Source organism: Pseudomonas sp. B21-040 (genome assembly GCF_024748695.1).
GTDB lineage: Bacteria > Pseudomonadota > Gammaproteobacteria > Pseudomonadales > Pseudomonadaceae > Aquipseudomonas.
This window is the reverse complement of sequence record NZ_CP087176.1, coordinates 2,453,685-2,480,674: the sequence shown is the minus strand read 5'-3', so window position 1 is coordinate 2,480,674 and position 26,990 is coordinate 2,453,685. Positions and strand designations below refer to the sequence as shown.

Below are 26,990 nucleotides of genomic sequence, written 5' to 3'. Positions count from 1 at the left end.
CTGTTGTTCCCTGGAGTTCTGCATGGCCGGTTTTCACGTGTTTACCCAAGGCCTGCGCGAATGATCCGCTGGTTGCGCAGTTCCCTGCCCGCGCGCGCAGGGCTCGCGGTCATCCTGATTGCCGTGCTCGCCCTCGCCAGCTCGCTGAGCGCCGGTCTGATCGCCTGGTTCAGCCAGGGCGACGCGGCGGCGATCAACACCGCAGGCTCGGTGCGCATGGAGACCTATCACCTGAGCTGGAAGCTGGCGTCGGGGGCCGACACCGAAGAACTCGCCCGCGTTGCCCAGAGCTTGCAACAGCGCCTCACCAGCCAGTCCCTCAAGACCGTGCTGGACGACGGCGCCAATCCCGACTTGCAACGCAGCTACCAGCAGCTCCAGCAAACCTGGAACGAAGACTTGCATCCGGCGTTGATCCGCGGCGATGCGACGACATTTCAGGCCGGCGCCCAGCCCTTCGTTGAACAACTGAACCGGTTCGTCAGCCTGTTGCAGCGCCAAAGCGAGCAAAAGCAAACCTGGCAGCAGGTGATACAGGGGGCGGCCCTGTTCACCACCATGATCATCCTGCTGATTGGCCTGTACGAACTGCAATACAGCGTGGTGACCCCGCTGGGGGAATTGGTCGAGGCCACCCAACGCTTTCGCCGAGGCGACTTCAAGGCCCGGGTCAATCATCAGTCTCAAGACGAGCTGGGACAGTTGGCCATGAGCTTCAATGCCATGGCCGAAACCATCGAGGAGTCTCATCGCACCCTGGAAACACAGGTCCTGCAAAAGACCCTGAACCTGCAACAGGCCAACGCCGCCCTGGAATTGCTGTATCAAAGCAGTCGCAGCCTGGCCACACGCCTGGCCAACGCCGAGGGCCTGGACGAATTGATCCGGCGCTTCCAGACGCGCCTGCCCGGGTTGCGCCTGTCGCTGTGCCTGCAAGGCCAATTGCAGGCCCCGGCCCAGCAATTGCTCGCCCTGCATGGCGCCAGCAACCGGGAGGTCTGCGCCAGCAGCAATTGCGCCACGTGCCAGAAGCATCTTCAACCCCACCCGATCACGTTGAGCATAAGCAATCAGGGCAGCGAACTGGGCGAACTCAAGGCCCACTTCATCGATGGGCACGCCCCGCAAGCCTGGGAAACCCAACTGATCCAGGCCCTGGCCAACCTGATCGGCACCTCGCTCTCGCTCAAGCGTCAACGCGAGCAGGACCATCGCCTGTTGTTGCTCGAAGAGCGCACCATCATTGCCCGCGAGTTGCACGATTCTCTGGCCCAGGCCCTGTCGTACATGAAGCTGCAAGTCAGCCGCATGCAGACCCTGATGCGTCGCGGCGAGCCCGTGGCAACCTTGGAAAACGTCACCGCGGAACTGCGCGAAGGGCTGAACAATGCCTACCGCCAGTTACGCGAATTGCTGACCACCTTCCGCTTGCAGATTCACGACGCCGGCCTGATTCCGGAACTCAAGGAAACCGCCGAGGAGTTTTCCCGCCGGGGCGAGTTCCAGGTACACCTGCAGGTCGACAGCTTGGCGTTCGAAATGTCCGCCAGTGAGCAGATCCACATCCTCCAGATCACACGCGAGGCACTCTCCAATTGCCTGCGCCATGCCCACGCGCAAAACGCCTGGCTGCAACTGCGCCAGGACGGCGAGATCGTGCGGCTGTCGATCGAGGACGATGGCCGGGGCTTCAGCGACAGTTGCGATCAGCGCGAGCACCACGGCCTGACCATCATGAATGAACGTGCCCGCAGCTTGCACGGGCAGTTGCAGATCGTTTCCAGGGAGCCTCAGGGCACCCTCGTCCAGATGGAATTCCGACCGGAGTTTCTCGGACAACCCACAAAAGGTAGCGTCACATGAACCCGTCCCCGCAATACCGGATCCTGTTGGTCGACGACCATCCCATGATGCGTCGCGGCATCCGCCAGATACTCGAACTTGAAGATGATTTCCTGATTGTCGGCGAAGCCGGCCACGGCGAGGAAGCCCTGGCCATGATCGAGCCGCTGCAACCTGACCTGTTGCTGCTCGATAACAACATGCCGCAAATGAATGGCATTGAAACCCTGCGACGCTTGCGGGCCATGCACTGCACCGCCAAGGTGCTGCTGTTTACCGTATCCGATGCCGAAGACGATATTCGCGATGCGTTGCGCCTGGACGCCGATGGCTACCTGCTCAAGGACATGGAGCCCGAACTGCTGATTCAGTACATCCGCGATGCCCTGGACGGCGCGCTGGTCGTCAGCCCAGGCCTGACCCGGGTCATGGCCCAGGCGCTGCGCTCACCTCCGCGCCAGGCCGAGGTCGAGCTGACCGAACGCGAGCGTCAGGTGCTCAAGACCATCGCCAGCGGCTTGAGCAACAAAGTGATCGGCCACAAGCTGGGCATCACCGAAGGCACGGTCAAGGTTCATGTGAAGAACCTGCTGCACAAACTGGGGCTGCGCTCGCGCGTCGAGGCTGCTGTGTGGGCGATGGAGCATCTGCGCAACACAGGCTGAGCACCATTCCCCTTTGGAGGTAGTCCGGTGGAGGCATAGGCCATGGGGCCAGCACGCTTTACCATGACCGGTAGCGGAGGTACGCCATGCTGACTCACCCTTCCACCGTTTTAATGTTGCGTCGTCATCACCTGTTCAAGCAATTGCCGGACAAGGTGTTTGAAGAAGTCTGTGGCCTGGCCACGCTCAAACGCCTGAGTTGTCACAGCACGCTCCTGCACCAAGGGGATCCGGCCAAGCGCTTTTTCCTGCTGATCAGCGGCCAGATCAAGCTCTATCGGATCACTGGAGAAGGCCAGGAAAACCTGGTGGAAATCATCCAGCCCGGGCAAACCTTTGCCGAGGCCCTGCTGTTCAGCCAGATCCGTTTTTACCCGGTGAGCGCCACGGCCCTGAAGGACTGCGTGCTGGTCAGCATCGAGGGCAGCCATTATCGCAACGCCCTGGAAGATCAGCCGAAAGTCTGCCTGGCGATCCTGGCGAGCATGAGCATTCACTTGCATCAGCGCCTCAAGGACATCGACACCCTGACCCTGACCAACGCCAGCCGGCGTGTGATCAATTTTCTGTTCCAGGAGCGCGACCCGGTCAACGGCCAGATCGTGCTGCAAGTCTCCAAACGCCTGGTGGCCTCGAAGCTGGGCATCCAGCCGGAAACCTTCTCGCGCATTTTGCATCGACTGGTGGAGAGCGGCCTGATCGCCATGGAGCGCCGCAACATCCGCATCCTCGCGGAAGACGAACTGGCGACTTATCACCCGTAACTGAACCGGTGGACTTGACCCTCATCAAGGCGCAAGGCGTACAGCCTTGCACACTGACCGGGTCCACCTGCGGAGAACCTTCATGCCCTCACCCACCCTGCCTCTGGTTTACTCCTGCTCAGGCTGCTCCAACGTTGCCCAACTGGCCAACACCCTGGCGGTGCGCCTGGATCGCCAGGGGCTCGCCGAAATGTCCTGCATTGCCGGGGTCGGTGGGCATGTCAGCGCGCTGGTCAACAAGGCACGCTCGGGACGCCGGATCCTGGCACTGGACGGCTGCCCCTTGCAGTGCGTCGAAAACTGTTTGAAGCAACATGGCCTGCACGCCGACGTGCACCTGATTCTCAGCCACTACGGGCTGCGCAAACGCTATGCCGAGGACTGCACCGAAGCGCAGTGTGATGAGTTGTTTGAAGGGATCAAACAGTTGATAGCCAGTGATGCCCGGCCGCTTGAAAACCGGCAAACCGAAACCCACTGAAAAGGCCTGCCGGGCAAAACAAAACCCGTGTCGGAGCGAGCAGGCTCGCTCCGTTGATGGGTGTCGGTCAGCCTGCCGCCAACCCCTTCCCCGCCCGCTCCAGATTGCGCCACAGCCAGGCAGGCAATACGTCCGGGTCGAGGCTGTCGATCAGGTTCTTCAGGGTCAATCCCAATTCGGTATCCCCCTCGATGACCAGGCGTCGACGGAAAAACAGGGTGTCCGGGTCCTCCTGCCGACTGGCCAGCAACAGAAACTCACGCCAGTTGCCACTGATGGTCACATCGGCCTCGGCCCGCTCGGCAATCTGTAGCCCGTCACGCGATCGACTCAAGTACCAGCAAAGCCCGAGGTCCGGGATGCGCAAGCACAGCCAGCGACCGCGCAACAGGTCGAACTCACCGTCACGCAACGGCTCGGCGAGGCAGCGGTTGAGCGCCTGTTGCAACGCCAGGCGCTGCACCACAAAGGGCACCCGACGAACCAGTGGAAGCACTCGATCGGCACCGTACAACAGCCATTTTTTTCGCTTCAGCACAGGCCAGCCTCCTCAACACGCAACATCCCGGCCTGGCCATGCCAATAGCCATTGCAGCCATCGACAAACAGCGGTGGCGCCTCGCCCTGACGCACCCGTTGCCAGGCCTCAATCACCTCGACCATGCCCTGGGCCCGAGGGCTCAAGCGCACGATGTCCGCGCCGCTGGCCACCAGCCCCGGGTAATCGGCCAGCAGATTAGTCACCTCGGCCGACATCGTCTGAATACCGTTGAGGGTGAACAACGCCTGCCCGGCCTGACTGCTCAGCGCCAACCCATCGGGGTAGTTGATGCAACAGAACTGGCAGTCATCCTTGGGCCGGTTTTCTGCCCGGGCGGTAAAGCAGCGAGCGGAATAGGCCAGGGGTAAATGCCCATAGGCAAAGACTTCCACTTGCGGCACTTCACGGCCCAGCTCGCGCACCTGTTCAAGCACTGCGCGAATCAGCGCTGCCGAACACTCCACCGGCGGCACCCAACGGACCATGCCGCTGTCTTGCAGTTGCGTCAGGGCATGACCGTTGTACAGATTCAGCGCCGGCCCGCCCACAAACGGCAACTTGCGTTCGGCCAGCAGTTGCACCGCGCCCATGTCATTGGCTTCCACCAGCAACTCGCCGTTGTCGCACAGGCGACGCAGGCTGGAGAGTTCTGACGCGGCTTCGATCAGGGTCAGGCTGGACAGCACCAGTTGCGCCTGGCTACACGCCTGCAACTCGCGACCCAGGCCCAGCCATTGATCCAGGGAGAATGCCCGACGCTTCGAGCACACGGTTTCTCCCAGGTAAATCACATCCAGGGGCAGGCTCGACATCTCGGCGTAAAATTGCCCCAATTGTTCCTTGTCCCAGTAATACAGGACCGGTCCCAGGCTCAGCTTCATGTTCAGCCCCTTATTGCCATGATCGATGGTAGGCACCCAGTGTGGTCTGGCTGCCTTCGGACAAACCGGCCAGCACCTGGCGCCATTGGTCTTTGACCTTGAAGCTCTTGGGTGACGCGCGATGGGTGTCGAGGGCCGCGCGCCAGACCCGGGTGACTTGCTCGACATACGCCGGGCTACGCTGGCGGCCTTCGATCTTGACCGCTTCAACCCCGATGGCCGCGAGCTCCGGAAGCAGGTCCAGGGTGTCGAGGCTGGTGGGTTCCTCCAGCGCATGGAAGCGCTTGCCGTTGACCAGAAAACGTCCCTTGCACAAAGTCGGATAGCCGGCGGATTCGTCAGGGGTGTAGCGGTCGATCAGCACGTCATTGAGCCGTGCGCTCAGGCCTTCGGCATCTTCGCTCCAGCGTACGGCCTTGGCCGGCGAACAGACGCCGCACAAATTGGGAGACTCACCGGTAATGTAGGAAGACAGATGGCAGCGCCCCTCGGCCATGATGCACAAACTGCCGAAGCCGAAGACTTCGATGGGCACCGGACTGTTGGCCGCGACCTGACGCACCTGGGCCAACGACAGCACCCGTGGCAGCACCGCACGACGAATGTTGTAGCGCTGCGCATAAAACGCCAGCGCCGCGGCATGGGTCGCGGAACCCTGGACCGACAGGTGCAAGGTCAGTTGCGGGTGGCGCTCGCAGGCATACGCCAGGACCCCAGGGTCAGCAGCGATCAGCGCATCCACGCCAAAATCGGCGGCACGATCCACCGCGCGCTGCCAGCGCTCCCAGCCCTTGGGCTGCGGGTAAGTATTGACCGCGACATAGAGTTTGCGTTGATGCTGGCGGATGTGTTCGACCGCCGCATCGAACTGCTTGTCATCCATGTTCAATCCGGCGAAATGGCGGGCGTTGGTGTCATCACGAAAACCGACATAGACGGCGTCGGCGCCTTGGCGCACCGCCGCTTTGAGCGCAGGCAGGTTGCCTGCCGGGCAGACCAGTTGCATGGGGAATCCTCATCTAGGAACACGTCCGGACCCGCGCCCTGTCTTTCGGACAGGCCCGCAGTGTCGAGTGCGCCGCCAGTCTAGCGAGACCGGCGGCGACGGCCTTGACGGCAATCAATTGCCCTCAATGCATCAGGTCGGCGAAAGACAGGAACGCCACGTTGTCGTGCTTGTGCACCCGATGCTCGCGCTCCACGATGGCCAGGCCATCGGCCCAGCAGGCCGCCGTCAACATGGCCGAGCTCTGCTGCGGATGCAGTTCCACGCGCAATTGCCCGTCGGCATCGGGAACCAGTTTGGCTCGCAGGTATTGTCGGCGTTTGTTGCTTTGCAGCCAGTCGAAACCGGCCGGCAGCGCCATCGGGCGCGGCATCACCTGACTCACCCCCTGAGCCCTGAGCAGGAACGGACGCACCACCACCAACGCGGTGATCAACGCGGCCGAAGGATTGCCCGGCATGCCAATCCACGGCTTGCCGGCCACCTCGCCGAACGCCAGCGGTTTGCCCGGTTGAATCGCCAGCCGCCAGAAATCCACGCTGCCCAATTCATCGATGGCCCGCTTGAGATGGTCCTCCTCGCCGACCGACACGCCGCCCGAGGTCAGCAGCAGATCGCACTCCGACGACGCCAGGCTCAAGGCATGCCGACTGGCCGCCAACTCATCGGCCATGACCCCGTAGTCATGCACTTCGACGCCCCAGCCGCGCAACAGGGCGGACAGGCAATACCGATTGCTGTTGTAAATCTGCCCGGGCGCCAGTGATTCACCCGGTTCGCGCAACTCGTCACCGCTGCTCAACAGGCACACGCGCAACGGCCGATACACCTCGACCCGGGCAATCCCGGCACCGGCCAGTAGCCCCAGTTCCTGGGCGCGCAAGCGCTTGCCGGCCATGAGCAACAGATGCCCCTGGCGGACTTCCTCGCCCTCCTTGCGCACGTGATCGCCCACCGTTGCCGGCGGCAACCAGACCTTATCGCCCTCGACCTGACAACTCTCCTGCGGCACCACGGTGTCAGCACCCGGCGGCAGCGGCGCCCCGGTGAAAATCCGCACCGCTGTTTTCGCCGCCAAGGGCGAGAACGCCTGTTGTCCGGCGGCGATGCGTCCAGTCAACGGTAGCCAGCCCCCCGCCGCAGGCAGGTCGGCGGCCCTGAAGGCAAAACCGTCCATGGCGCTGTTGTCCCAGGCGGGCAGGTTCAGCGCAGAGTGAATGTCGACTGCCAGCACTCGCCCCAAGGCGTGTTCCAGGGGGATCGTCTGCACCGAGGGTGGCGGTGGTGCCTGGTCGAGCAGATGACTGATGGCCTCGTCCACCGGCATCAACTGGCCGCTGTCGCAGACCCGCCCCGTCATGAGCGCACCTCACAGGCCTCAAGTACCTGCTGCGCCTGAGGCTTGAGGTGAGGGGCGAAATTGCACGGGCCGGTGCGGCTGTCCAGTTGCTCCAGCAGGATCTGGTTCCAGGCGGTGCGGCAGGCGCCCGGCGAGCCGGGAACACAGCACACCAACACCCCGTTGCTCATCCCGGCCAGGGCGCGCGACTGCAGACTGGACATGCCGATTTCCGCCAGGGACACCTGACGGAACAGCTCGCCGAAACCTTCCACATGCTTGTCCAGCAGCGGCAGCACCGCTTGCGGCGTGTTGTCCCGAGCGGTGAAACCGGTGCCTCCGGTCATCAACACCACTTGCACCTCGGGGTCGGCGATCCAGTGCGAGACCTTGGCGCGGATCTGATAGATATCGTCCGGCACCAGGCCTCGGTCGATCAGCACATGACCGGCCGCTTGCAGCAAATCGGCCAGGGTCTGCCCGGAGGTGTCGGTGGCAAAAGTTCGTGTGTCGCTGATGGTCAGCACGGCAATGTTCAAGGGTTGAAACGTGCGTTGCGTCAGATGGGCCATGTTCAAGCCTTCCCGTAGATGAGGGTATGACCAAGCCTGAACCGGAATGGCCAACGAGCCTATTCCTCCAAGGAGGTACCTCGTCAGGATCAAGACGTGCGTTGCCACACGTCCTGTTCAATGCACATCAGGGCGCCAGGCGATTGCGCTGCCACAGACCGTCGACCAGGCGGTAATCCAGACGGTCGTGCAAACGATCGGCGCGCCCCTGCCAGAACTCCATGCGATCAGGGTGCAAACAGTAGCCGCCCCAATGCTCGGGCCTCGGCACGGTCTGGCCGACAAAACGTTTGATGGTGTCCGCCAGCAAGCTTTCAAGCGCTGCCCGATCGGCCAGCGGACGGCTTTGCGGCGAGGCCCAGGCCCCCAGGCGACTGCCGATGGAACGGGAATCGAAGTACGCATCCGACAGTGAGGGGGCAAGCCTGGACACCCGGCCTTCGATACGCACCTGCCGCTCCAGTCCCGGCCAGAAAAATGTCATGGCGGCAAAGGGGTTGGCCGCCAGTTGCTGCCCCTTGTCGCTGTGGTAATGGCCGAAAAAAGTGAACCCTTCATCGCTCAAGCCCTTGAGCAGCAAGACCCGGCAGTGCGGGCGCCCATCACTGTCGACCGTCGACAGCATCATGCTATTGGCTTCGACAGGAGCACACTCGGTGTCGCGGGCCTGTTGCAGCCATTGCCGAAACATCACCAGCGGGTCGTCCATCGTCGCGTCGTCTTGCAGACCATGGTGGGTGTATTGCCGGCGCATTTGTGCCAGGGAAAGAGGCATGACCGTGATCTCCTTAGGGTTTTGTCCAGTGTGCGAGGCACTGCACACGCCCACCTTGACCACCATCAACACTCAGCGTCGAAGCCACGTCGCCCTTGCCTACTTGAGCCCCAGACGCCGTGCCAGTTTGTGCAGGTTGCTGGGGTCGACTTCCAGCAGTCGCGCGGCACTGGCCCAGTTTTCCCCGGACAGGCTCAGGGCCTGGCGTATTTTTTGTCGCTGGTAATCGTCGACCGCTTCGCCCAGCGGCTGAAAAGGCAGGTCCGACGTCACTTCCGGGCCAGGCTCGACAGCCGCCCCGAGGGCACCGGTCGCACTGTCGAGGTCCAGGATTTCGGGCTCCAGCGTCATGATCAGCGTGCGACTGGTGCCGCGACTGAGTTGCTTCAACGCAGCTCGACTGATGACATGCTCCAGCTCTCGCACATTGCCCGGCCAGGTATAAGCCAGCAACGCCCGCTCGGCCGATGGTGACAATCGCAAGCCGCGCAAGCCAAGCCGCGCCCGATTGAGTTCAAGGAAATGCCCGGCCAGCATCAGCACGTCGTTACCGCGTTCGCGCAGGGCCGGAATCGGCACCGGGTACACCGAGAGCCGGTGATACAGGTCCGCGCGAAACAAGCCATCGCGGATGCTGTCGGGCAGGTGCCGGTTGGTGGCGGCGATGATTCGCACATCGACGTGCAATGGCTTGTCCGCGCCCAGGCGCTGGATCTCACCGTTCTGCAGGGTGCGCAGCAGTTTCGCTTGCACGCTCAAAGGCAACTCACCGACCTCATCGAGAAACAGCGTGCCCCCGTTGGCGGCATCGAAGCGCCCGGCACGGTCACTGGTGGCGCCGGAGAAAGCGCCTTTGACATGACCGAACAATTCGCTCTCTGCCAGCGACTCGGGCAATGCCGCGCAATTGACCTGAATCAGCGGCTTGTGGCTACGCCGTGACAGTCGATGCAAGCGCCGGGCGAACAGTTCTTTGCCAACGCCGGTCTCGCCCAGCAACAGCACCGGCAAATCGGAGTCGCCCAGGACATCCAGCTCATTGAGCAATTGGTGCAAGGCTTCGCTCTGCCCAAGAATCTCGCCTTCCTCGACGGGCACTCGCAGGTCCTGGAGATCGCTGCGCGACAAACGCAGGCTGCGGATCTCCTGCTCCAGTCGAGTCACCCGCACGGCCGCTTCGATCTGCAAGGTACAACGCTTGAGTTCCTCGTGCGCATGGCTGTCGAAGGTGCCAGCGTGCAATGCATCCAGGGTGATCGCCCCCCAGATTCGACCTTCGACATAGAGGCTCACCCCCATGCAGTCGTGCACCGGCAGTGGTTCGCCGACGTGGTTGTCGAGCAAGCCGTCGTAGGGGTCCGGCAGGCGGCTGTCAGGCTCGAACCAGACCGGCTCGCGCGACGCCATGATCGCCGCCAGTCGAGGGTGCTGAGCGATGACAAAACGACGCCCCAACGCTTCGTGAACCAGCCCCACGGTCGCCACCGGCCTGAGGCTGTCATCGTCCAGACGCAGCAACCCCACGGCACCGCTGTTGAAGTATTCACGCAGTGTCTGGACCAGTCGTTGCAACCGTACCGCATTGGGCAACTCGACGATCAAGTCGGCTGCCAGGCTTTCACGCAACATGGTAGTCATTACCCTCTATGGTTGGATTCACCCTAAAGCGTCAGGGTACTTTTCACCACAGTTAAAAATTAATTCATGGTTATCAATCAGTTAAATATGGCATGCCGGATGCAACGAGCCTGGGGAACCGTTGAAACTCAAATAAAGGAACCCTGATGAGCCAGACCCTACTGGAACAAAGCCTCGGCCAACTGGCCTGCGACATTCCCGGTGCCACCCGGATTTTTCATACCTTCAATCTGGACTTCTGCTGCGGCGGGCATAAAAGCCTGCGCGAGGCGACCCTTGGCAAGGGCCTCGATCCACTGCTGATTGCTGACGCCCTGCAGGACCTGCAAGACGCCGGCGAAACCCAGCACGATTGGCGCAACGAGCCTTCGCATGTGTTGATCGCTCACCTCCTGACCCGCTACCACGCCCGCCACCGCGAGCAACTGCCGGAACTGATCCGCCTGGCCCGCCGTGTAGAACAGGTGCACGGCGCCCGCACCAGTTGCCCCAACGGCCTGGCTGATCTGCTGGCCGACATGCAGCAGGAACTCGAAGGCCACATGCTCAAGGAAGAACAAGTACTCTTCCCGATGCTGCAACAAGGCATCGGCGCTCAAGCCGCGCCACCGATTCAGGTACTGCGCTTCGAACATGATCAACATGGCCAGGCCCTTGAGCAGATGCTCACCCTGACCCACCACATCACCCCGCCCGCCGATGCCTGCAACACCTGGCGCGCACTCTATCGCGGGCTGCTGGAATTCAAGGACGACCTGATGCAGCACATCCATCTGGAAAACAACGTGTTGTTCATTAACGCCCTGAACCCACACCACTGATCGATTGACCCGTCACACCCAACCCCGCGCCAACCCATCGGTTGACGCGGGGTTTGTCTGTGAACGACTGCGTGCAATCAACCCCAATAAAACATCGCCTTGGCCAGGATCACGATCACCACCATGTGCGCGAGAATGCTGCGACGAATCCAGCTGGCACGGAGCGTGGTCAGCCGCGCGCTTTTGAGCCAGTACGCCAGCAACAAGTAATGACCAATGATGCTCAGGGCCAGCAGAATTTTCAGGCCCAGCAACGTGCCAAAGCGGCTGTCCAGCGGGTGGCTCAACACTTCTCGGTAACGCCACGCCAGGCTGATGCCGGCGCCATACAACAGCACCACCACGCCATGCAGGACTTTGCGCGAACGCACGGCAATGGCTTGATCCGCCGTTACTTGTGCGGTGTCCGCCAACTGCTGGCGCGCGCGGTGCCAGATGACCACTTCGAAAAACAGCGTGCCGATGAAGGCGATGGCCGCCAACAGGTGGATCACCAATAGAAAGGGATACATCACCGATTACCTCCCTGCGTTTGCCTGATTATCCCGGATGGCCATCCACCCGGGCTCGCAGCAACATCGGCCCATAGCGCCAGGCGTACAGTGCGAACGCCAGCGTCCAGCACAGCCCCGCCAGCCACAACGCGGTCAGGGGCAGAAACACAATCAACACCACCCGATTCAGGCACGCCAGGTTGAGCAAAATGAACGCCAGGGTCATGCCCGACGGCGGTTCCAGTGCACGACCGGTATGCCCCAGACTCACTCGCGCAATCATCGCCAACACCAGGCCGCCCATCGCCCCTATCGTCAGGCAATGCACCGCCAGGCTCGGGCTCAACGGCGCGCCGAAATGCCACAGCGCCATTCCCAGGCACGCCACCGCCAACCAGCCGTAAGCCAGGTGCAACGACCACAACAAGGGCACGCGCCACAGTGCCCGGTCATGCCAGCGAACCAGGCGCACCAGATGCCCCGCCCCCAGCACCGCGAACAACAGGCCGACCCAGACATTGGGGTTGAGCGCCGGCCCTGCGGCATACAACAACGCCACGAGGGGCGAACCGATCAGCAGCAGCCAATCAAGCCACGGCCAGGCAACAACGCCTTCGACCCGACCCAACCCGCGCTGAGTGAAGAACGGAATGACGCGCCCGCCAATCAAACCCATCATCGCCGCCACCAGCCAGATCCCGGTCAGCACGCCTTGGCGCTGCCAGCCTTCATGGCCTTCGAGCAGTCCGAGCAGGGACAATCCGTCAGCCACGGCCAGCAACAACAGGACCACGACAATCGGGTAATTGCGCTTCTGCCGCACCTTCCACAGGGTGAACCCCATGAGTGCCGCCACTGCTAACGGAAACGCCATTTCCAGCACGGCCAGTAATGGCCACGGCGCATTGGCCAACCAGGCCACGCGCGCCAGCAACCACAACAACGCCAGAGCCGCCAGCGGTTTGCCGCTGATACCGGGGCGACTGGTCCAGGTCTGCACGGCAGTCAGCAAAAAGCCCGCGATAATCGCCAGCCCAAACCCGAACAGCAACTCATGGCGATGCCAGCCCAACCACCCACCGGCCGGCTGCCAATCAGCAATCGAACCGCTAAAGGCTGCCAGCCAGAGCGGTATGACCAGCACTGCCAAGCCGCAACCGGCGAGGAAAAATGGCCGAAAGGCCAGACGTAACAGCGGCGCGATTGCCATCGCTTTACGGCGGTCAAGCACTTGCATAAAGCCACTCCTCTACCTTGTTGCTGGCCCGCGAGGTCAATCCTGGGGGCCATCATCGGGTATCACTAATCAATTGCCTTTGTCGCAGATCAAGTGTGCAAGGGGCGTACCGTTCAAGGTCCGAACGCCGTTCCTGCGGGGACGGAGCAAGCGCCCTCACCATAAAAGGATCAGCAATAGGGTAAAAATAACCCTTAAATGGTTTTTATAACCCTAACGCTCAGGGTCATTTATACCCCGCCTCATAAAAACCCCTCTAAACCAGGGCCCGCAGAGATGGCCCGCGTCTTGCTCTAGCCCCAGCAAGTCCAAGAAACCTCGATCCCCGGGAGCCCTCATGAAAAAGATCCTCCAGCCACTGGCCTGGTTCGTGGTGTTGACCTCCGTCGTGGCCGTCGCCAGTGGCGTGTCTTTGGGTCTCGTCTGATTTTTTCGCCAACCCCTGCACAACCTTCAGGATGAATTTTTATGGTGCTTCATCGCGTCCACCACCAGATTTTGCGCAGTCATCATTTGTTCGAGCCGTTGAATGAAGAACAGCTGGATGAATTGATGAGTACCAGCCAATTGCTGAGCATCGACAAAGGCGAACCGTTGTTTCGTCAGGGCGAGCCGGCCGACTCGTTCTATTTTGTGATTGCAGGGGCGGTAAAGATCTACCGCCTGACACCTGACGGGCAGGAAAAAGTGTTTGAGGTCCTCGGCGATCGGCAGACCTTCGCCGAGGCGATGATGCTGATGGACACGCCGAATTATGTGGCCTCGGCCGAAGCGGTTTGCCCCACCCAGCTCTACCGGTTATCCAACAGCACCTACATGCGCCTGCTTCAGAGCAACAGCCGGCTAACGTTTGCGCTGCTCGGCAAGCTCTGCGTGCGCCTGCATCAACGGGTCAATGAAATCGAAACCCTGTCACTGAAGAATGCCACCCACCGGGTCGTGCGCTATCTGCTGACACAACTGGTGCGCCAGCAAACCGTTGACAGTCAATTCGAGCTGCCGATGGCCAAGCAACTGATTGCCGGTCATCTCTCGATCCAGCCAGAAACGTTTTCGCGGATTATCCGCCGCTTGATTGATGAAAACATCATTGCTCAGGACGGCCGCCATATCGCCATTCTTGATCGCCTGCGCCTGGAACAGTTCGAGTAAACGCCATGCCCGCCTGCCTGTATTGCCAACATGGCAACCCACCCCACCAGAGTGATTGCCGCCAATGTGGCATGCCTCTGCCTGCACTGGCCGAGCGTGCCGGGGAGCGGCGTCAGCGTCGATTCCTGTGGTTCTGCATCGCCCTGACACTCTTTTGCGTGACGATGTTTTTCTGGCTGCCGCGCAGCATCGTTTGATGCTGCGCTGTCCAGGCCCCCTTTCAACCCTGAGTCAGTTGGCGATACAACTGCGGTAACCGCAGCGGCAGCTGTTCGGGCTGGCGGATCAGGGTGTAGCCATTGGCACCAAACATGTACGGCAGGTAATCCCCGGCCTCGCGGTCAATCGTGATACAGAACGGCGTCAACCCTTGGCGCCGCGCCTCCATCACCGCCTCGCGGGTGTCTTCGACACCGTAGCGCCCCTCATACAAATCCAGATCATTGGGCTTGCCATCTGTCAGCAGCAGTAACAGTTTGCTGCGCCGCTTGCTGCTGCCGAGCAACTGCGTGGCCTGGCGAATCGCCGCGCCCATGCGTGTGTAGTAACCCGGTTTGAGCCCTTGAATGCGCCCCCGGCTGGTGTCGTCATAGCGTTGTGTGAAGGACTTGAGTTCCTGCATGCGCACCTGCTGACGACGCAGCGAGGAAAACCCGTACAGGGCAAAGTCATCACCCAACGCCGACAAGGTTTCGCCGAACAACAGCAGGCTGTCGCGGATCACGTCGATGACGCGATGTTCATCGTTCAAATGAGCGTCGGTCGACATCGACACATCGGCCAGTAACAGACACGCGAGGTCGCGACGGGTTTGACGGTGTTCCATGAACAGCCCCCGTTCGGCGCACTGGCCATGGGCGCGCTCAACGTGAAAATCCAGCCAGGCCTGCATGTCCAGTTCCGAGCCCTGGGGTTGCTGGCGCAACCATTGGCGATCGTTGCGCAGATGCTCGAATTGGCGCCGCAAACGATGCGCCGAGGCCTTGAGCCGTGGCGGCAGCGGTTGAGCTTCGCAGTCGCGGGGGATCATCATTTGCAGGCTGACGAAGTCGTCCTGCAGGCGTTTTTTCCGGTAGTCCCACTCCGGCAACCGGATCCCCTCGCCCAGGGGAATATCGTCGACATCGGCCGGCGGCAAATCCAGGTGCAGCTTGAGACCACCGCCCTTGCGCAGGCGTGTGCGCGACAGGGTCAATTCGTCCAGATCGTCCGCCACTCGGGCCGCATCCGGGTCTTCGCTGTCGTCCGACCAGCGATCCAGGTCAACGTGTTCGGTCCAACTGAACAGGTTCTCCAGACGGACGATCAACAGCCCGCCATCACGGGTGTTTTCATCGATTCGTGTGGCGCGCTTGCGTCCGCTTTTCTGCTCACCGGGAGGGGTCGCCAGGAACTCTTCGGATTCATCGCCCAGCTCGGCAGTCTGTGGACTGGCGAGATGCTGTGGCGGGTACAACCACAGGGGCAGCGGCCACGCGGCCCGTTCGCTGCGAGGAAAATGCTCGACACTGCCCGGCTCGCGTAGCGCCTGGCATAACGCCCGTTCCAGCGCCGCTTCGCTGCGGTTCAAGGACGCCGGATCGGGGCGCAATTGCAGGTGCGCATCGACCAGTCGCTTGTACCGGGCGCGCAACGCCGGGTAGCGCTGCAACAGCAATCGCGTCCAGCGTTGATTGTCCCGCCCCCAATGCCGCATGCGACCGGCCTGCGCCGCCAGCAACGTGAGCCAACGATAGAGTTCCTCGTTCAGTGCGGCATCCGGGAAGACAGCGAGGCTCGACGGCAGGCGAAGGTGTGTCTCATCGCACCACGCCAACGGCACTTGCTTGCAGGTGCCGGCGATCTGTTGCAGCAAGTTGCGCCGCAGCAGCAGGTCGCGGTCGCTGGCGGCCTCGACCCCCATGCCACTGGCGCCGCCCATGGCGCGAAACAACAGGGCCAGCGGGCGTTGCCGGGTATCCAGTTCTACGCGCGCTTCAGGGAAATCCGGGCTGGCGTGCCGGGTGATGAAACGGTGCCAGACACTGCCGGCCCACTCTTCCAGTTCGACGGTAAAGGCCATGATTGCTGCCCTTCTTGAACACAAAAAAAACGGCCCGCTGTATCAGCCGGGCCGACCTTTTCTAGCGATTGCCCCGGCTCATGAAGGCACGACCGCTGCTGGAGCGCGCAAAGCGGCACGGCCCCGTTGCTTGAAGCTGAGCAAGTAGCAGAGCAACCCGGCGAAGAACCCCAGACCGGCACCCAGACGTGCCCAGAACAGCACTTGCAGATGTTCGACGGTGGCCATGAATGGCAAGGCAATCCCGTCGGCCTGCCAGCGTTGCAGGTAGACCTGTACGACACCCGCTGCGGTGAGGAACAGCGTGATCATCACCATCGACAGGGTCATCAACCAGAAACCCCAGATCTCAAGTGTCTGCGAACGCTCGTCGCCCGCTTCACCCAACCCGCGCAAGCGCGGCATGGCGTAGCTGATCAAGGTCATCACAATCATGGCGTAAGCACCGTAGAAGGCCAGGTGACCGTGAGCGGCCGTCAGTTGCGAACCGTGGGTGTAGAAGTTGACCGGTGCCAGGGTGTGCAGAAAACCCCAGACGCCCGCACCGAAGAACGCCGTGACCGTGGTGCCTTTGGCCCACAACGTGGCGGCACGATTCGGGTGTTGCCGGCGACGGTTCTTCACCGTGCTGAAGGCGAAGACCACCATGGCCAGGAACGGCAGCGGTTCCATGGCGGAGAAGATTGAACCGACCCACAGCCAGACCTCGGGCGCACCAATCCAGAAGAAGTGGTGACCGGTGCCGATGATCCCGGTAATCAGCGCCATGGCGATGATCACATAGAGCCATTTCTCCACGACTTCGCGGTCGACCCCGGTGATCTTGATCAGGACAAACGCGAGCATCGATCCCATGATCAATTCCCACACACCTTCCACCCACAGATGCACCACCCACCACCAGTAGAACTTGTCGCGGGCCAGGTTACCGGGGTTGTAGAAGGAGAACAGGAAGAACACCGCGAGCCCGATCAACCCCGTCATCATGACCATGCTGACGGTGGTCTTGCGACCTTTGAGCAGGGTCATGCCGATGTTGTAGAGGAACCCCAGGCACACCACCACAATGCCCATCTTGGTGATGGTCGGTTGCTCCAGGAACTCCCGGCCCATGGTGGGCAGCAGTTCGTTGTGGGTCAGCCGGGCCAGGCCGGCATAGGGCACCAGCAGGTAGCCGAGAATCGTCAGCACACCCGCCGCCGCGAAGACCCAGAACAGAATGATCGCCAGCTTCGGACTGTGCAGCTCGCGGTCGGCCTCCTCCGGTATCAGGTAGTACGCCGCGCCCATGAAACCGAACAGCAGCCAGACGATCAGCAGGTTGGTGTGCACCATCCGCGCCACGTTGAAGGGAATGATCGGGAACAGAAAGTCCCCTACCACGTATTGCAGGCCCATGATCAAACCGAACAGCACCTGACCGAGAAACAGCATCAGGGCAAACACGAAGTACGGTTTGGCCACGGCTTGCGAGGCGAATTTCAGATGTGGATTAGCAATGCTCATCGCTTAGCCCTCCTTGTTTGGCGGCCAGCCATTGGTGTTGATTTTCGAGCTCCATTTGAGGAACTCGGCGATGTCATCCACCTCCTGCTCACTCAACTTGAACTGCGGCATCGCTCGCCGGCCCGGCACATTCAGCGGCTGCATTTTCATCCAGGCATGCAGGAAGGGTTTGAAGCCCTCCTCCCCGCCGCGTCGCTGGAACACATTGCCCAGCTCAGGCGCAAAGTAGGCGCCCTCGCCCAGCAGCGTGTGGCAGCCGATGCAGTTGTTTTGCTCCCAGACTGTCTTGCCGCGGATCACTGATTCAGTGAGTTGCGCTTCATTGCTGCGCGCTGGAAAGGTTTGTTCCGTGTGGTAGGTCAAGGCCAGGAATATCAGGAAGAAGAAAACGCTTCCCCCGAAGTAGATATTCCTGGCCATGCCTTTGGTGAAGGTCTCTGACATGGTCGCTTCCTCTTTGCTTGGCCCGTCCATTTTAGGAAGCGAGGGGTCGAAATCTGCTTGATGCCGATCAAGAAACTCCGATGGTTTTGCTCAGGTATTACGCGTGGAAGTACTTGACCCTGTAGCAGCTGGCGCAGCCTGCGTTCGGCTGCGCAGCAGTCGTGAGAGGTGACACTGCAGTGATTCAGGTTAAAGGCGGCGGGCAGGATTTACGACGGCTGCGCAGCCGAACGCAGGCTGCGCGAGCTGCTACATGAGTTACACGATGGCCAGCAAGGTCAATCCCACCAACAACGCCAGCACCAACGCCCAGCTCATCATCAATCGCCGCCACAATCGCGGCGCGTGGCGCATCTCCATGAAGCCATTCGTAATCAGCCACGCCTTGGCGACAGCCACCAGCAAAATCGCAAGGGACAGCCACCACGCCGCCGCGGACTGCGCCAGCAACACCGTGCACAGGCTTAACGCGGTCAGTGCGACCCAGCAGACAAACAACCACCTGGTAGCAGACATTGGCACCTCATCAACCCAGCACGTAGACCAGCGGAAACAGCACGACCCAGATCAGGTCGACCATGTGCCAATACAACACGCCGGATTCGAATCCGCTGCGGTTGCTGGCGTCATAGCGGCCACGACGGCACCGCTCGGCCAGCCATCCAAGGATCAACATGCCGAGCAGGACATGGAGAAAATGAAAACCGGTGAGAATCCAGTAGAGGGTAAAAAACGTGTTGTGCTCAAGGCCCAGCCCCGAGGCCAGCAAGTGCCGGTACTCGGTGACTTTCAACAGCACATAGACACTGGCGGCAAGCAACGCGGCCAGCAGATAGATCGCGCCACGGCGTGACCGCGAGTGCCGGACCTGCTCCTGTGCCAGGGCGGCGAACAACCCGGCAGTGAGCAGGCTCAGGGTCATCGCCAGACCGGTTGAGGTGTTGAGCAACAGTCGGCTTTCGCCAAACATCTGCGGCTTGATGGCTTGGGTGACGGCGAACACCAGTATCAGAATGGCGAACACCGAGAGCTCGGCGAGGATAAAAAACCACATCGCCAGATCGCCCGGCAAGTGGCCAGGCGAAGCGTTTGCGGACTCAGCCGAAGTGGACATCAACCACGCCCATCAACGCGGCCACCGTCATCGGATCATCGCTCAACGGTTCGGCCAGGCACGCCATGCAGGCCTCACGCGGGCTCATCCCGGAGCGGATCATTCGCGCGGTAAAAATCAGCAGCCGCGTCGAGGCCACCTCCTCCAGATCATGCTGATCGAGCCGGCGCAGGGCCTGCCCCAGCCTGACCACTTGCGCCGCCAGCGCACTGTCCACCTGCGCTTCCCGGGCGACAATGCGCTCTTCCTCAGCCACGGGCGGATAGCCGAAACGCATCGCCACAAAGCGCTGACGGGTGCTCGGCTTCATGCCTTTGAGCAGGTTCTGGTAACCGGGGTTGTACGACACCACCAACATGAATGATGGTGGCGCCTGCAACACTTCGCCGGTGCGTTCCAGAAACAACTCCCGACGATCATCGGCCAACGGGTGCAGGACCACCACCGTGTCCTGGCGCGCCTCGACCACTTCGTCGAGGTAACAGATGCCGCCTTCGCGCACTGCGCGGGTCAGCGGTCCGTCCTGCCACCAGGTGCCCTGCGCACCAATCAGATGACGGCCGATCAAGTCGGCGGCACTCAGGTCGTCATGGCACGCCACGGTGTGCAGCGGCAGGTTCAATCGATGGGCCATGTGCTGAACGAAACGGGTCTTGCCACAGCCCGTGGGGCCTTTGATCAGCACCGGCATGCCGTGTCGCCAGGCTTGTTCGAACAGCGCCTCCTCATTATTGAGCGGTTGGTAGAAGGGTTCGACCTTGTTTTCGCGAGACGGGATATGGTCCATGGGGCACCTGATTCAACAGCGGATTCATGGAACACGCTAAGGGTCCCTGCGACAACCTGGCAAGCGAGATGACCGGCAAACTTGATCGCCGTCAAGCAAGCATTGGCCTGCTCGGGCATAGCCTTGCAGCGCACTTAGAACCTGCGTCCTGCGCTGCGGTTTCAGCGCATCGCAAAGGTCTTGCCTGAGGAGAAATGGAATGCTGATCAGCAATAGAAAAACGTTTGCTCTGACTGTCGCCGCACTGTATTCGGCACTGGCCGCCGCGGGGACTCACGCGACCAGTGCCGAGGCACCCGCCGCCACGGCGGCCAATCCGTCCATGGTCAAAACGGCCGGCGCTCCCGACATGAGCCAGGCCGACTTCGACGCGTCCAAGGAAATTTACTTCCAGCGCTGCGCCGGTTGCCACGGTGTGTTGCGCAAAGGTGCCACCGGCAAACCGCTGACGCCGGACATCACCCAGTCTCGCGGGCAACCGTATCTGGAAGCGTTGATCACCTACGGCTCGCCCGCAGGGATGCCGAACTGGGGGACGTCCAATGCGTTGACCAAGGATCAGATCACGACCATGGCCAGGTTTATCCAGCACACACCGCCAACGCCGCCGGAATGGGGCATGGCCGAGACGCTGAAAACCTGGAAAGTGCTGGTCAAACCCGAGGATCGGCCGAAGAAACAGCTGAGCAAACTCAACCTGCCGAACCTGTTTTCGGTGACGTTGCGCGACGACGGCAAGATCGCCCTGATCGACGGTGACAGCAAGAAAATCGTCAAGCTGATCGAGACCGGTTATGCGGTGCACATCTCGCGTATTTCCGCCTCGGGCCGGTACTTGCTGGTGATTGGCCGAGACGCACGGATCGACATGATCGACCTGTGGCCGGTGGAGCCCACCAAGGTTGCTGAAGTCAAAGTGGGGATCGAAGCGCGCTCGGTGGAGACCTCCAAGTTCAAGGGCTACGAAGACAAATACACCATCGCCGGCTCCTACTGGCCGCCACAGTTCACCATCATGGATGGCGAAACCCTGGAGCCCAAACAGATCGTTTCGACCCGTGGCATGACCGTCGACAAACAGGAATATCACCCCGAGCCCCGCGTCGCGGCCATCATCGCTTCCCACGAATGGCCGGAGTTCATCGTCAACGTCAAGGAAACCGGCAAGGTCATGCTGGTCAATTACCAGGACATCAAAAACCTCTCCATCACTTATATCGATGCCGCTCCGTTCCTGCACGACGGTGGCTGGGACAGCTCCCACCGTTACTTCATGACCGCCGCCAACAACTCCAACAAAGTCGCCGTGATCGACTCCAAAGAGCGCAAATTGACCGCGCTGGTGGACGTCGGCAAAACCCCTCACCCGGGTCGCGGCGCCAACTTTGACCACCCCACCTACGGACCGGTCTGGGCCACCAGCCACCTGGGCGACGAGGGGATTTCGCTGATCGGCACCGACCCGGTCAATCACCCGCAATACGCCTGGAAACAGGTCACCTCGATCAAGGGCCAGGGCGGCGGTTCTCTGTTCATCAAAACCCACCCCAATTCCCGTCATTTGTATGTCGACACCACCCTCAACCCCGACGCGAAACTCAGTCAGTCAGTGGCGGTGTTCAACATCGACAAGCTCGACGCCGGCTACACCGTGTTGCCCATTGCCGAGTACGCGGGAATCAAGCAAGGGGCGATGCGCGTCGTGCAGCCGGAATACAACAAGGCGGGCGATGAAGTCTGGTTCTCCGTGTGGAGCGGCCAGGCAGACGAATCGGCGCTGGTGGTGATCGACGACAAAACCCTGAAGCTCAAATCGGTCATCAAGGACAAACGGCTGATCACACCCACCGGAAAATTCAACGTCTACAACACCCAACACGACATTTATTGAGCGTTATCAATGCAAGGAAACACCATGAAAAATACGCTGCTTTCACTGTTTGCCCTGACCGCTGCGCTGAGCGTGCAACCGGCCATGGCCCAAGACGCGCTGGAACTGTTCAAAAGCAAACCTTGCGCTGCCTGCCACTCCATCGACGCCAAGATTGTCGGCCCGGCACTCAAGGATGTGGCGGCCAAGAACGCGGGGGTGGCCGGGGCGGTGGACACCCTGGCCAGTCACATCAAAAACGGTACGCAAGGTAACTGGGGCCCGATGCCGATGCCGGCCAACCCGGTGACCGATGAAGAAGCCAAGACACTCGCGACCTGGGTCCTGAGTCTGAAATAGCCAATCGGAGGGCGTCATGATGGTGTATGGACACGCTGCAGTTCTGACGGCCCTCCTCCTCATTTGCGCAACGGCAGTTGCCACCCCTGACGCCAAGCGTCAGGCACAACTCGAACACCTGCTGGCCCAGGACTGTGGCGCCTGCCATGGGCTGCACATGACCGGCGGGCTGGGTCCCGAACTGACTCGCACCGCACTGGCCGGCAAGTCCCGGGACAGCCTGATTGCCACCGTCTCCCAAGGCCGACCCGGCACCGCGATGCCCGGTTGGGCCCCGCTGCTTGGCCCGGATGATATCCGTTGGCTGGTCGACCTTCTTCTCAAGGGATACCCCGCACCATGATCCGTTCAATCCTGCTGTCAGCGGCGACCGGGCTGTTGTTGTCCGCGTGTACTCAACCGCCGTTGCGCGGCACCGGTGATCTGGGCGTGGTCGTGGAGCGCGCCAGCGGCAGTGTGCAAATCATTGAAAGCGATACCCGCTCGGCACTGGCCCGACTCGATGGTCTGGGTGACCTGTCCCACGCCTCGGTGGTGTTCTCCCGCGACCAGCGTTATGCCTATGTGTTCGGTCGCGACGGCGGCCTGAGCAAGATCGACTTGCTGACCCGGCGCATCGACCATCGACTGATACAAGGCGGCAACAGCATCGGCGGCGCCATCAGCCAGGACGGCAAATTGATCGCCGTATCCAACTATGTGCCCGGCGGGGTCAAGGTCTTCGATGCCGCCACCCTGCAACTGGTGGCTGACATCCCTGCCACCCCATTGGCCGATGGCAGCAAGCGCTCGCGGGTGGTCGGCCTGGTCGACGCACCCGGCCAGCGCTTTGTGTTCAGCCTGTTCGATACCGGCGAGATCTGGACGGCCGACTTCAGCCAGGGAACGTCGCCGAAGATCAGCCGCTTCACCGCCATCGGCCAGCAACCCTACGACGCGCTGATTACCCCGGACGGTCGCTACTACATGGCCGGGTTGTTCGGCGAAGACGGCATGGCCCAACTCGACCTTTGGCACCCCGAACGCGGAGTGCGGCGAGTGCTCGGCGATTATGGACGCGGCCAGGCGAAACTGCCGGTCTACAAGATGCCGCACCTGGAGGGCTGGGCCGTCGCCGACAACCAGGCGTTCGTGCCTGCGGTTGGCCGGCACCAGGTGCTGGTGATGGATTCGCGCACCTGGGAGCAAACCGCCGTCATTCCCGTTGCCGGCCAACCGGTGTTCGTCACCTCGCGCCCGGACGGTCGGCAACTGTGGGTCAATTTCGCCTACCCGGACAATGACCGGGTTCAGGTCATCGACACCGAAACCCACGCCGTGGTCGCCGATTTGCGACCGGGGCCAGCGGTGCTGCACATGGAGTTCACCGCGCGCGGTGATCAGCTATGGCTGTCATTACGCGATGGCGATCAGGTTCAAGTCTGGGACCCGTACAGCCTGAAGCAACTGAGCACCCTTCCCGCTGCCGCGCCAAGCGGCATCTTCTTCAGCAGCCGCGCGCAAAAAATGGGCTATTGAAATGAACCTCGACCTGCTCAGCCGCCAGTTGATCGACCGCTTCCAGCACCGCATGCCGCTGTGCGCGGAACCCTATCAAGAGATGGCCCGGATCCTGGGTTGCAGCGAGCCGCAAGTGATGGCCTGTCTGCATCGCCTGCAATTGGCCGGCGCCTTGTCGCGCGTTGGCCCGGTGTTTGAACACAGCCGCGCCGGGGCCAGCACCCTCGCCGCCCTCGCCGTGCCTCCCGAGCGCCTGCATCAGGTCGCCGAACGCGTCAGCCAATACCCCGAGGTCAATCACAACTACGCGCGCGAGCATCACTACAACCTGTGGTTTGTGTTGACCGGTCCCGATCGCCAGCACATTGAGCGAGTGCTCGAAGAGCTGGAGAACGATACCGGTCTCACACCACTGGACCTGCCGATGTTGACTGCCTACCGCATTGACCTCGGTTTTGCCCTGGGAGAAAGCCCATGCAACCCGGATTGAACGCTAAACAGGCACTGGCCCTGCGTCGACACCTGGAAGGCGGCCTGCCGCGAGTACCGCGCCCCTATCAGTCCCTCGCCGAACGGATAAACGCCGACGAAAACCAGGTGCTCGCGCAAATGCATCAGTGGCACGAACAAGGGCTGTTCCGGCGCATCGGCCTGGTGCTCAACCACCGCGCACTGGGTTTTACCGCCAACGCCATGCTGGTGCTGGATGTTCCGGACGCGTTGATCGACGAAGTCGGCCAGCGCCTGGGCCGGGCGCCCGGCATCACCCTCTGCTATCAGCGACCACGACGCTTGCCGCAATGGCACTACAACCTGTTCTGCATGGTTCACGGGCGTCAACGGGATCAGGTCGAGGCGCAGATTCAGGCGCTGCTGAAGGAGCATTTGCTGGACGACCTGCCCCACGAATTGCTGTTCAGCACCCACGCCTTCAAACAATGCGGCGGGCGCTTTGCCCCACTGCCAACAGGAGTTCCCCCCCGTGGATGACCTCGACCGTCGACTGATCAATCGCTTGCAACTGGGCCTGCCGCTGGTGCGCCAACCCTGGAAAGTACTGGCCGAGGAACTGGAGAGCAGCAGCGACGAATTGCTCGATCGCCTCCACCTTTTGCTGGAAGACGGCGTGCTCACGCGCTTCGGCCCGATGTTCGACATCGAGCGCTTGGGCGGCGCGTTCACCCTCGCGGCCCTGACGGTGCCGGAAGAACGTTTCGAAGACGTCGCGGAACAACTACAGGGCCTGCCTGAAGTGGCGCACAACTATCGACGCGAACACCCCTGGAACATGTGGTTCGTGCTCGGTTGCGCCACGCAACAACGACTGAGCGACACCCTGCATCACATCGAAACCCTGACCGGCCTGTCGCTGCTCAACCTGCCCAAAGAGGAGACCTACCATGTCGGTCTGTATTTCCCGGTCTGAAGACACCCTGGCTCACCGCTTGATCGAGCTGACCCAGGCCGGCTTGCCGCTGCTGGATGACCCTTGGGCCTGGCTCGCCGAACAGCTCGACCTCAGCATCGAGTCCACCCTGGACTTGCTCAAGCGATTACAGGCAGAGGGTGCCATCCGCCGCATCGCCGCCGTCCCCAATCACTATCGCCTGGGCTACCGCCACAACGGCATGACGGTGTGGGATGTGCGTGATGCAGACATGCCCCGCCTCGGCGCGCTGATCGGTGCGCAACCCTTCGTCAGCCATTGTTATCGACGCCCGCGCCGCACCGCGTGGCGCTACAACCTGTTTGCCATGGTGCACGGTCGCAGCAGTGAGGAAATCGACAGCTACCGCGAGCACCTGCGCTACTTGCTGGGTGATGCCTGCGCCGCCGACGAGATGTTAGTGAGCAGCCGAATCCTGAAAAAAACCGGTCTGCGCCTGCCACCCGCTTCGCACTGAACACGCGCCGACTCAAGGAGAGTTGCATGTTAAGGATCAGCCAATACCTTCGCGCACTGGCCGGCCAGGCGCCCGCCCCCAAAACCGGCGCATCGGGCAGCCAACGGCCACCCGTGGTGATCTGGAATCTGCTCAGGCGTTGCAACCTGACCTGCAAACACTGTTACGCCACGTCCGCTGACAGTGTCTTTCGCGATGAACTGGATACCCCGGCCGCACTCACGGTGATCGACGACCTGCACGACGCCGGCGTGAAGGTGCTGATTCTGTCTGGCGGTGAGCCCCTGTTGCGCGACGACCTGTTTGTGCTCAGCGCCTACGCCCGCGCCAAGGGGTTCTTTGTGGCGTTGTCCACCAACGGCACGCTGATTACTGAGCACAACATCGGGCAGATCCACGCGGCGCAGTTCGACTATGTCGGTATCAGCATCGATGGCCTGCAAGCCACCCATGACGCCTTCCGCCAACTCAAGGGCAGTTTTGCCCGTTCCATGCACGCGATCCGGCTCTGTCGCGAACAGGGTATTCGTGTTGGCTTGCGCACCACGCTCACCCAGGAAAACCATGGGCAACTGCCTCAGCTGCTGACGCTGATGCGTGAGTACGACGTGCAGAAGTTTTACCTGTCGCACCTCAACTACAGCGGTCGCGGCAAACGCAGTCGCACGCTCGACGCCCGGCAACAGATGAGCCGTGAGGCGATGACGTTGATCTTCGAACAGGCCTGGGACGATATCGCGCAGGGCCGCGACAGCGACTTTGTCAGTGGCAACAACGACGCCGACGCGATTCTGCTGCTGCAGTGGGTGAGCCTTCACCTGCCCGAGCACGCCTCGCGCCTGGAACGCATGCTCCGCGCCTGGGGCGGCAACGCTTCGGGCAGCGGCATCGCCAATATCGACAACACCGGCGACGTCCACCCGGACACTTATTGGTGGCAGCACTCGGTAGGCAACGTGCGGCACACGCCATTTCGCACCCTCTGGCTGGACCGCCCGGACGCCTTATTGCAGCAACTGCGCGAGCATCCGCGCGCCGTCGGTGGCCGCTGCGGCCAATGCCGCTGGCTGGACATCTGCAACGGCAACACCCGCACTCGCGCCTGGGCCGAAGGCGATCTCTGGGGCCAGGACCCCGGTTGCCACCTCAGCGACGAAGAAATCGGTGTGCCGCCCTTATCGACAATCCCTTGCGTCATGCACTGAAGCATCCGCCTGGCCAGCCCCGGCCAACCT

The 26,990-nt window shown here is 61.6% G+C and carries 31 protein-coding genes; 16 read left to right on the top strand and 15 right to left on the bottom strand.

The window, feature by feature from the left end; genetic code table 11:
* The first annotated feature begins 60 nt into the window (after positions 1-60).
* The 4 genes from LOY55_RS11445 to LOY55_RS11430 all read left to right on the top strand — a co-directional run bounded on the left by LOY55_RS11445 (position 61) and on the right by LOY55_RS11430 (position 3,752).
* Positions 61-1,863: a HAMP domain-containing protein gene (locus tag LOY55_RS11445; RefSeq protein WP_109787014.1), complete on the top strand. Its 1,803-nt coding sequence runs from the start codon at positions 61-63 to the stop codon at positions 1,861-1,863.
* On the top strand, positions 1,860-2,507 hold the full coding sequence (narL, locus tag LOY55_RS11440) for a two-component system response regulator NarL (protein ID WP_223523382.1): 648 nt from the start codon (positions 1,860-1,862) through the stop codon (positions 2,505-2,507). Before LOY55_RS11445 ends, narL begins: the two co-directional genes overlap by 4 nt.
* Before the next feature lie 86 nt (positions 2,508-2,593).
* A complete protein-coding gene (locus tag LOY55_RS11435) occupies positions 2,594-3,271 on the top strand; it encodes a Crp/Fnr family transcriptional regulator (protein ID WP_046028074.1) in 678 nt (225 codons plus the stop codon).
* Between the two features lie 82 nt (positions 3,272-3,353).
* The gene (locus tag LOY55_RS11430) at positions 3,354-3,752 is read left to right on the top strand and encodes a putative zinc-binding protein (RefSeq protein ID WP_046028075.1); all 399 of its coding nucleotides are present in this window, start codon (positions 3,354-3,356) and stop codon (positions 3,750-3,752) included.
* A 67-nt stretch (positions 3,753-3,819) separates the two neighbouring features.
* Here LOY55_RS11430 and LOY55_RS11425 read toward each other — a convergent pair whose 3' ends face one another.
* The 7 genes from LOY55_RS11425 to norR all read right to left on the bottom strand — a co-directional run bounded on the left by LOY55_RS11425 (position 3,820) and on the right by norR (position 10,495).
* Positions 3,820-4,290 carry an SCP2 domain-containing protein gene (locus LOY55_RS11425; protein WP_109787016.1) on the bottom strand — a complete coding sequence of 157 codons (471 nt, stop codon included), beginning with the start codon at positions 4,288-4,290 and terminating at the stop codon, positions 3,820-3,822.
* Complete coding sequence (locus tag LOY55_RS11420) at positions 4,284-5,174, bottom strand: U32 family peptidase (RefSeq protein ID WP_046028078.1); 891 nt, start codon at positions 5,172-5,174, stop codon at positions 4,284-4,286. Before LOY55_RS11420 ends, LOY55_RS11425 begins: the two co-directional genes overlap by 7 nt.
* A 10-nt stretch (positions 5,175-5,184) precedes the next feature.
* On the bottom strand, positions 5,185-6,180 hold the full coding sequence (locus tag LOY55_RS11415; RefSeq protein WP_077430427.1) for a peptidase U32 family protein: 996 nt from the start codon (positions 6,178-6,180) through the stop codon (positions 5,185-5,187).
* 124 nt (positions 6,181-6,304) lie between these two features.
* Complete coding sequence (gene glp / locus LOY55_RS11410; RefSeq protein WP_109787017.1) at positions 6,305-7,540, bottom strand: gephyrin-like molybdotransferase Glp; 1,236 nt, start codon at positions 7,538-7,540, stop codon at positions 6,305-6,307.
* Positions 7,537-8,091, bottom strand: coding sequence for a molybdenum cofactor biosynthesis protein B (gene moaB / locus LOY55_RS11405; protein ID WP_046028081.1), 555 nt, complete (start codon positions 8,089-8,091; stop codon positions 7,537-7,539). The genes glp and moaB overlap by 4 nt, the downstream gene beginning before the upstream one ends.
* Before the next feature lie 127 nt (positions 8,092-8,218).
* Complete coding sequence (gene pdxH, locus LOY55_RS11400) at positions 8,219-8,866, bottom strand: pyridoxamine 5'-phosphate oxidase (protein WP_223523384.1); 648 nt, start codon at positions 8,864-8,866, stop codon at positions 8,219-8,221.
* Between the two features lie 99 nt (positions 8,867-8,965).
* On the bottom strand, positions 8,966-10,495 hold the full coding sequence (norR, locus tag LOY55_RS11395) for a nitric oxide reductase transcriptional regulator NorR (protein WP_223523414.1): 1,530 nt from the start codon (positions 10,493-10,495) through the stop codon (positions 8,966-8,968).
* A 155-nt stretch (positions 10,496-10,650) separates the two neighbouring features.
* Between norR and ytfE the strand changes: the two genes are divergently transcribed.
* Entirely contained in the window at positions 10,651-11,325 is a 675-nt protein-coding gene (gene ytfE / locus LOY55_RS11390) for an iron-sulfur cluster repair protein YtfE (RefSeq protein ID WP_046028084.1), read from the top strand.
* A 77-nt stretch (positions 11,326-11,402) separates the two neighbouring features.
* On the opposite strand, the gene LOY55_RS11385 is transcribed toward ytfE, so the two are convergent.
* Positions 11,403-11,837, bottom strand: a complete 435-nt coding sequence (locus LOY55_RS11385) for a hypothetical protein (RefSeq protein ID WP_223523386.1) — start codon at positions 11,835-11,837, stop codon at positions 11,403-11,405.
* A gap of 28 nt (positions 11,838-11,865) precedes the next feature.
* Positions 11,866-13,056 carry an NnrS family protein gene (locus tag LOY55_RS11380; protein ID WP_223523388.1) on the bottom strand — a complete coding sequence of 397 codons (1,191 nt, stop codon included), beginning with the start codon at positions 13,054-13,056 and terminating at the stop codon, positions 11,866-11,868.
* A 468-nt stretch (positions 13,057-13,524) separates the two neighbouring features.
* On the opposite strand from LOY55_RS11380, the gene LOY55_RS11375 reads away from it, so the two are divergent.
* A complete protein-coding gene (locus tag LOY55_RS11375) occupies positions 13,525-14,208 on the top strand; it encodes a Crp/Fnr family transcriptional regulator (protein ID WP_046028087.1) in 684 nt (227 codons plus the stop codon).
* Positions 14,209-14,213: 5 nt separating this feature from the next.
* Positions 14,214-14,405, top strand: coding sequence for a hypothetical protein (locus tag LOY55_RS11370; RefSeq protein ID WP_046028089.1), 192 nt, complete (start codon positions 14,214-14,216; stop codon positions 14,403-14,405).
* Between the two features lie 23 nt (positions 14,406-14,428).
* Here the strand turns inward: LOY55_RS11370 and LOY55_RS11365 are convergent, their stop codons facing one another.
* From LOY55_RS11365 to LOY55_RS11340, 6 genes are all read right to left on the bottom strand, one after another.
* On the bottom strand, positions 14,429-16,270 hold the full coding sequence (locus LOY55_RS11365; RefSeq protein ID WP_109787021.1) for a nitric oxide reductase activation protein NorD: 1,842 nt from the start codon (positions 16,268-16,270) through the stop codon (positions 14,429-14,431).
* Between the two features lie 78 nt (positions 16,271-16,348).
* On the bottom strand, positions 16,349-17,776 hold the full coding sequence (locus LOY55_RS11360) for a cbb3-type cytochrome c oxidase subunit I (protein ID WP_258667989.1): 1,428 nt from the start codon (positions 17,774-17,776) through the stop codon (positions 16,349-16,351).
* Between the two features lie 3 nt (positions 17,777-17,779).
* Complete coding sequence (locus tag LOY55_RS11355) at positions 17,780-18,220, bottom strand: cytochrome c (RefSeq protein WP_046028094.1); 441 nt, start codon at positions 18,218-18,220, stop codon at positions 17,780-17,782.
* A 258-nt stretch (positions 18,221-18,478) separates the two neighbouring features.
* Positions 18,479-18,736, bottom strand: coding sequence for a cytochrome C oxidase subunit IV family protein (locus tag LOY55_RS11350; protein ID WP_223523390.1), 258 nt, complete (start codon positions 18,734-18,736; stop codon positions 18,479-18,481).
* Between the two features lie 10 nt (positions 18,737-18,746).
* Positions 18,747-19,334 (bottom strand): cytochrome c oxidase subunit 3, encoded by a 588-nt coding sequence (locus LOY55_RS11345; RefSeq protein ID WP_223523392.1) that lies wholly within the window; start codon positions 19,332-19,334, stop codon positions 18,747-18,749.
* Entirely contained in the window at positions 19,318-20,121 is an 804-nt protein-coding gene (locus tag LOY55_RS11340) for a CbbQ/NirQ/NorQ/GpvN family protein (protein ID WP_046028099.1), read from the bottom strand. Before LOY55_RS11340 ends, LOY55_RS11345 begins: the two co-directional genes overlap by 17 nt.
* A 199-nt stretch (positions 20,122-20,320) precedes the next feature.
* Here LOY55_RS11340 and LOY55_RS11335 point away from each other — a divergent pair, with 199 nt between their 5' ends.
* From LOY55_RS11335 to nirJ, 9 genes are read left to right on the top strand one after another with little or no spacing between them, the layout of a single operon-like run.
* Complete coding sequence (locus tag LOY55_RS11335) at positions 20,321-22,012, top strand: cytochrome D1 domain-containing protein (RefSeq protein WP_408980979.1); 1,692 nt, start codon at positions 20,321-20,323, stop codon at positions 22,010-22,012.
* A gap of 24 nt (positions 22,013-22,036) precedes the next feature.
* A complete protein-coding gene (locus LOY55_RS11330; protein ID WP_046028102.1) occupies positions 22,037-22,351 on the top strand; it encodes a c-type cytochrome in 315 nt (104 codons plus the stop codon).
* A gap of 16 nt (positions 22,352-22,367) precedes the next feature.
* Positions 22,368-22,694, top strand: coding sequence for a cytochrome c (locus LOY55_RS11325; RefSeq protein ID WP_046028104.1), 327 nt, complete (start codon positions 22,368-22,370; stop codon positions 22,692-22,694).
* Entirely contained in the window at positions 22,691-23,869 is a 1,179-nt protein-coding gene (locus LOY55_RS11320) for a cytochrome D1 domain-containing protein (RefSeq protein WP_046028105.1), read from the top strand. The genes LOY55_RS11325 and LOY55_RS11320 overlap by 4 nt, the downstream gene beginning before the upstream one ends.
* 1 nt (position 23,870) lies before the next feature.
* The gene (locus LOY55_RS11315) at positions 23,871-24,341 is read left to right on the top strand and encodes an Lrp/AsnC family transcriptional regulator (protein ID WP_223523393.1); all 471 of its coding nucleotides are present in this window, start codon (positions 23,871-23,873) and stop codon (positions 24,339-24,341) included.
* A complete protein-coding gene (locus LOY55_RS11310) occupies positions 24,326-24,841 on the top strand; it encodes an Lrp/AsnC family transcriptional regulator (protein WP_223523394.1) in 516 nt (171 codons plus the stop codon). Before LOY55_RS11315 ends, LOY55_RS11310 begins: the two co-directional genes overlap by 16 nt.
* The gene (locus LOY55_RS11305; RefSeq protein WP_223523395.1) at positions 24,834-25,277 is read left to right on the top strand and encodes an Lrp/AsnC family transcriptional regulator; all 444 of its coding nucleotides are present in this window, start codon (positions 24,834-24,836) and stop codon (positions 25,275-25,277) included. Before LOY55_RS11310 ends, LOY55_RS11305 begins: the two co-directional genes overlap by 8 nt.
* Entirely contained in the window at positions 25,252-25,755 is a 504-nt protein-coding gene (locus LOY55_RS11300; RefSeq protein WP_109787028.1) for an Lrp/AsnC family transcriptional regulator, read from the top strand. Before LOY55_RS11305 ends, LOY55_RS11300 begins: the two co-directional genes overlap by 26 nt.
* A 26-nt stretch (positions 25,756-25,781) precedes the next feature.
* Positions 25,782-26,960 carry a heme d1 biosynthesis radical SAM protein NirJ gene (nirJ, locus tag LOY55_RS11295; protein WP_223523397.1) on the top strand — a complete coding sequence of 393 codons (1,179 nt, stop codon included), beginning with the start codon at positions 25,782-25,784 and terminating at the stop codon, positions 26,958-26,960.
* The last annotated feature ends 30 nt before the right edge of the window (positions 26,961-26,990 follow it).

Coding starts and splice junctions, on each gene's coding strand:
- LOY55_RS11445 (WP_109787014.1), top strand. CDS start 61: ATGATCCGCTGGTTGCGCAGTTCCCTGCCCGCGCGCGCAGGGCTCGCG.
- narL (WP_223523382.1), top strand. CDS start 1,860: ATGAACCCGTCCCCGCAATACCGGATCCTGTTGGTCGACGACCATCCC.
- LOY55_RS11435 (WP_046028074.1), top strand. CDS start 2,594: ATGCTGACTCACCCTTCCACCGTTTTAATGTTGCGTCGTCATCACCTG.
- LOY55_RS11430 (WP_046028075.1), top strand. CDS start 3,354: ATGCCCTCACCCACCCTGCCTCTGGTTTACTCCTGCTCAGGCTGCTCC.
- LOY55_RS11420 (WP_046028078.1), bottom strand. CDS start 5,174: ATGAAGCTGAGCCTGGGACCGGTCCTGTATTACTGGGACAAGGAACAA.
- LOY55_RS11415 (WP_077430427.1), bottom strand. CDS start 6,180: ATGCAACTGGTCTGCCCGGCAGGCAACCTGCCTGCGCTCAAAGCGGCG.
- glp (WP_109787017.1), bottom strand. CDS start 7,540: ATGACGGGGCGGGTCTGCGACAGCGGCCAGTTGATGCCGGTGGACGAG.
- moaB (WP_046028081.1), bottom strand. CDS start 8,091: ATGGCCCATCTGACGCAACGCACGTTTCAACCCTTGAACATTGCCGTG.
- pdxH (WP_223523384.1), bottom strand. CDS start 8,866: ATGCCTCTTTCCCTGGCACAAATGCGCCGGCAATACACCCACCATGGT.
- norR (WP_223523414.1), bottom strand. CDS start 10,495: ATGTTGCGTGAAAGCCTGGCAGCCGACTTGATCGTCGAGTTGCCCAAT.
- ytfE (WP_046028084.1), top strand. CDS start 10,651: ATGAGCCAGACCCTACTGGAACAAAGCCTCGGCCAACTGGCCTGCGAC.
- LOY55_RS11385 (WP_223523386.1), bottom strand. CDS start 11,837: ATGTATCCCTTTCTATTGGTGATCCACCTGTTGGCGGCCATCGCCTTC.
- LOY55_RS11380 (WP_223523388.1), bottom strand. CDS start 13,056: ATGCAAGTGCTTGACCGCCGTAAAGCGATGGCAATCGCGCCGCTGTTA.
- LOY55_RS11375 (WP_046028087.1), top strand. CDS start 13,525: ATGGTGCTTCATCGCGTCCACCACCAGATTTTGCGCAGTCATCATTTG.
- LOY55_RS11370 (WP_046028089.1), top strand. CDS start 14,214: ATGCCCGCCTGCCTGTATTGCCAACATGGCAACCCACCCCACCAGAGT.
- LOY55_RS11365 (WP_109787021.1), bottom strand. CDS start 16,270: ATGGCCTTTACCGTCGAACTGGAAGAGTGGGCCGGCAGTGTCTGGCAC.
- LOY55_RS11360 (WP_258667989.1), bottom strand. CDS start 17,776: ATGAGCATTGCTAATCCACATCTGAAATTCGCCTCGCAAGCCGTGGCC.
- LOY55_RS11355 (WP_046028094.1), bottom strand. CDS start 18,220: ATGTCAGAGACCTTCACCAAAGGCATGGCCAGGAATATCTACTTCGGG.
- LOY55_RS11350 (WP_223523390.1), bottom strand. CDS start 18,736: ATGTCTGCTACCAGGTGGTTGTTTGTCTGCTGGGTCGCACTGACCGCG.
- LOY55_RS11345 (WP_223523392.1), bottom strand. CDS start 19,334: ATGTCCACTTCGGCTGAGTCCGCAAACGCTTCGCCTGGCCACTTGCCG.
- LOY55_RS11340 (WP_046028099.1), bottom strand. CDS start 20,121: ATGGACCATATCCCGTCTCGCGAAAACAAGGTCGAACCCTTCTACCAA.
- LOY55_RS11335 (WP_408980979.1), top strand. CDS start 20,321: ATGCTGATCAGCAATAGAAAAACGTTTGCTCTGACTGTCGCCGCACTG.
- LOY55_RS11330 (WP_046028102.1), top strand. CDS start 22,037: ATGAAAAATACGCTGCTTTCACTGTTTGCCCTGACCGCTGCGCTGAGC.
- LOY55_RS11325 (WP_046028104.1), top strand. CDS start 22,368: ATGATGGTGTATGGACACGCTGCAGTTCTGACGGCCCTCCTCCTCATT.
- LOY55_RS11320 (WP_046028105.1), top strand. CDS start 22,691: ATGATCCGTTCAATCCTGCTGTCAGCGGCGACCGGGCTGTTGTTGTCC.
- LOY55_RS11315 (WP_223523393.1), top strand. CDS start 23,871: ATGAACCTCGACCTGCTCAGCCGCCAGTTGATCGACCGCTTCCAGCAC.
- LOY55_RS11310 (WP_223523394.1), top strand. CDS start 24,326: ATGCAACCCGGATTGAACGCTAAACAGGCACTGGCCCTGCGTCGACAC.
- LOY55_RS11300 (WP_109787028.1), top strand. CDS start 25,252: ATGTCGGTCTGTATTTCCCGGTCTGAAGACACCCTGGCTCACCGCTTG.
- nirJ (WP_223523397.1), top strand. CDS start 25,782: ATGTTAAGGATCAGCCAATACCTTCGCGCACTGGCCGGCCAGGCGCCC.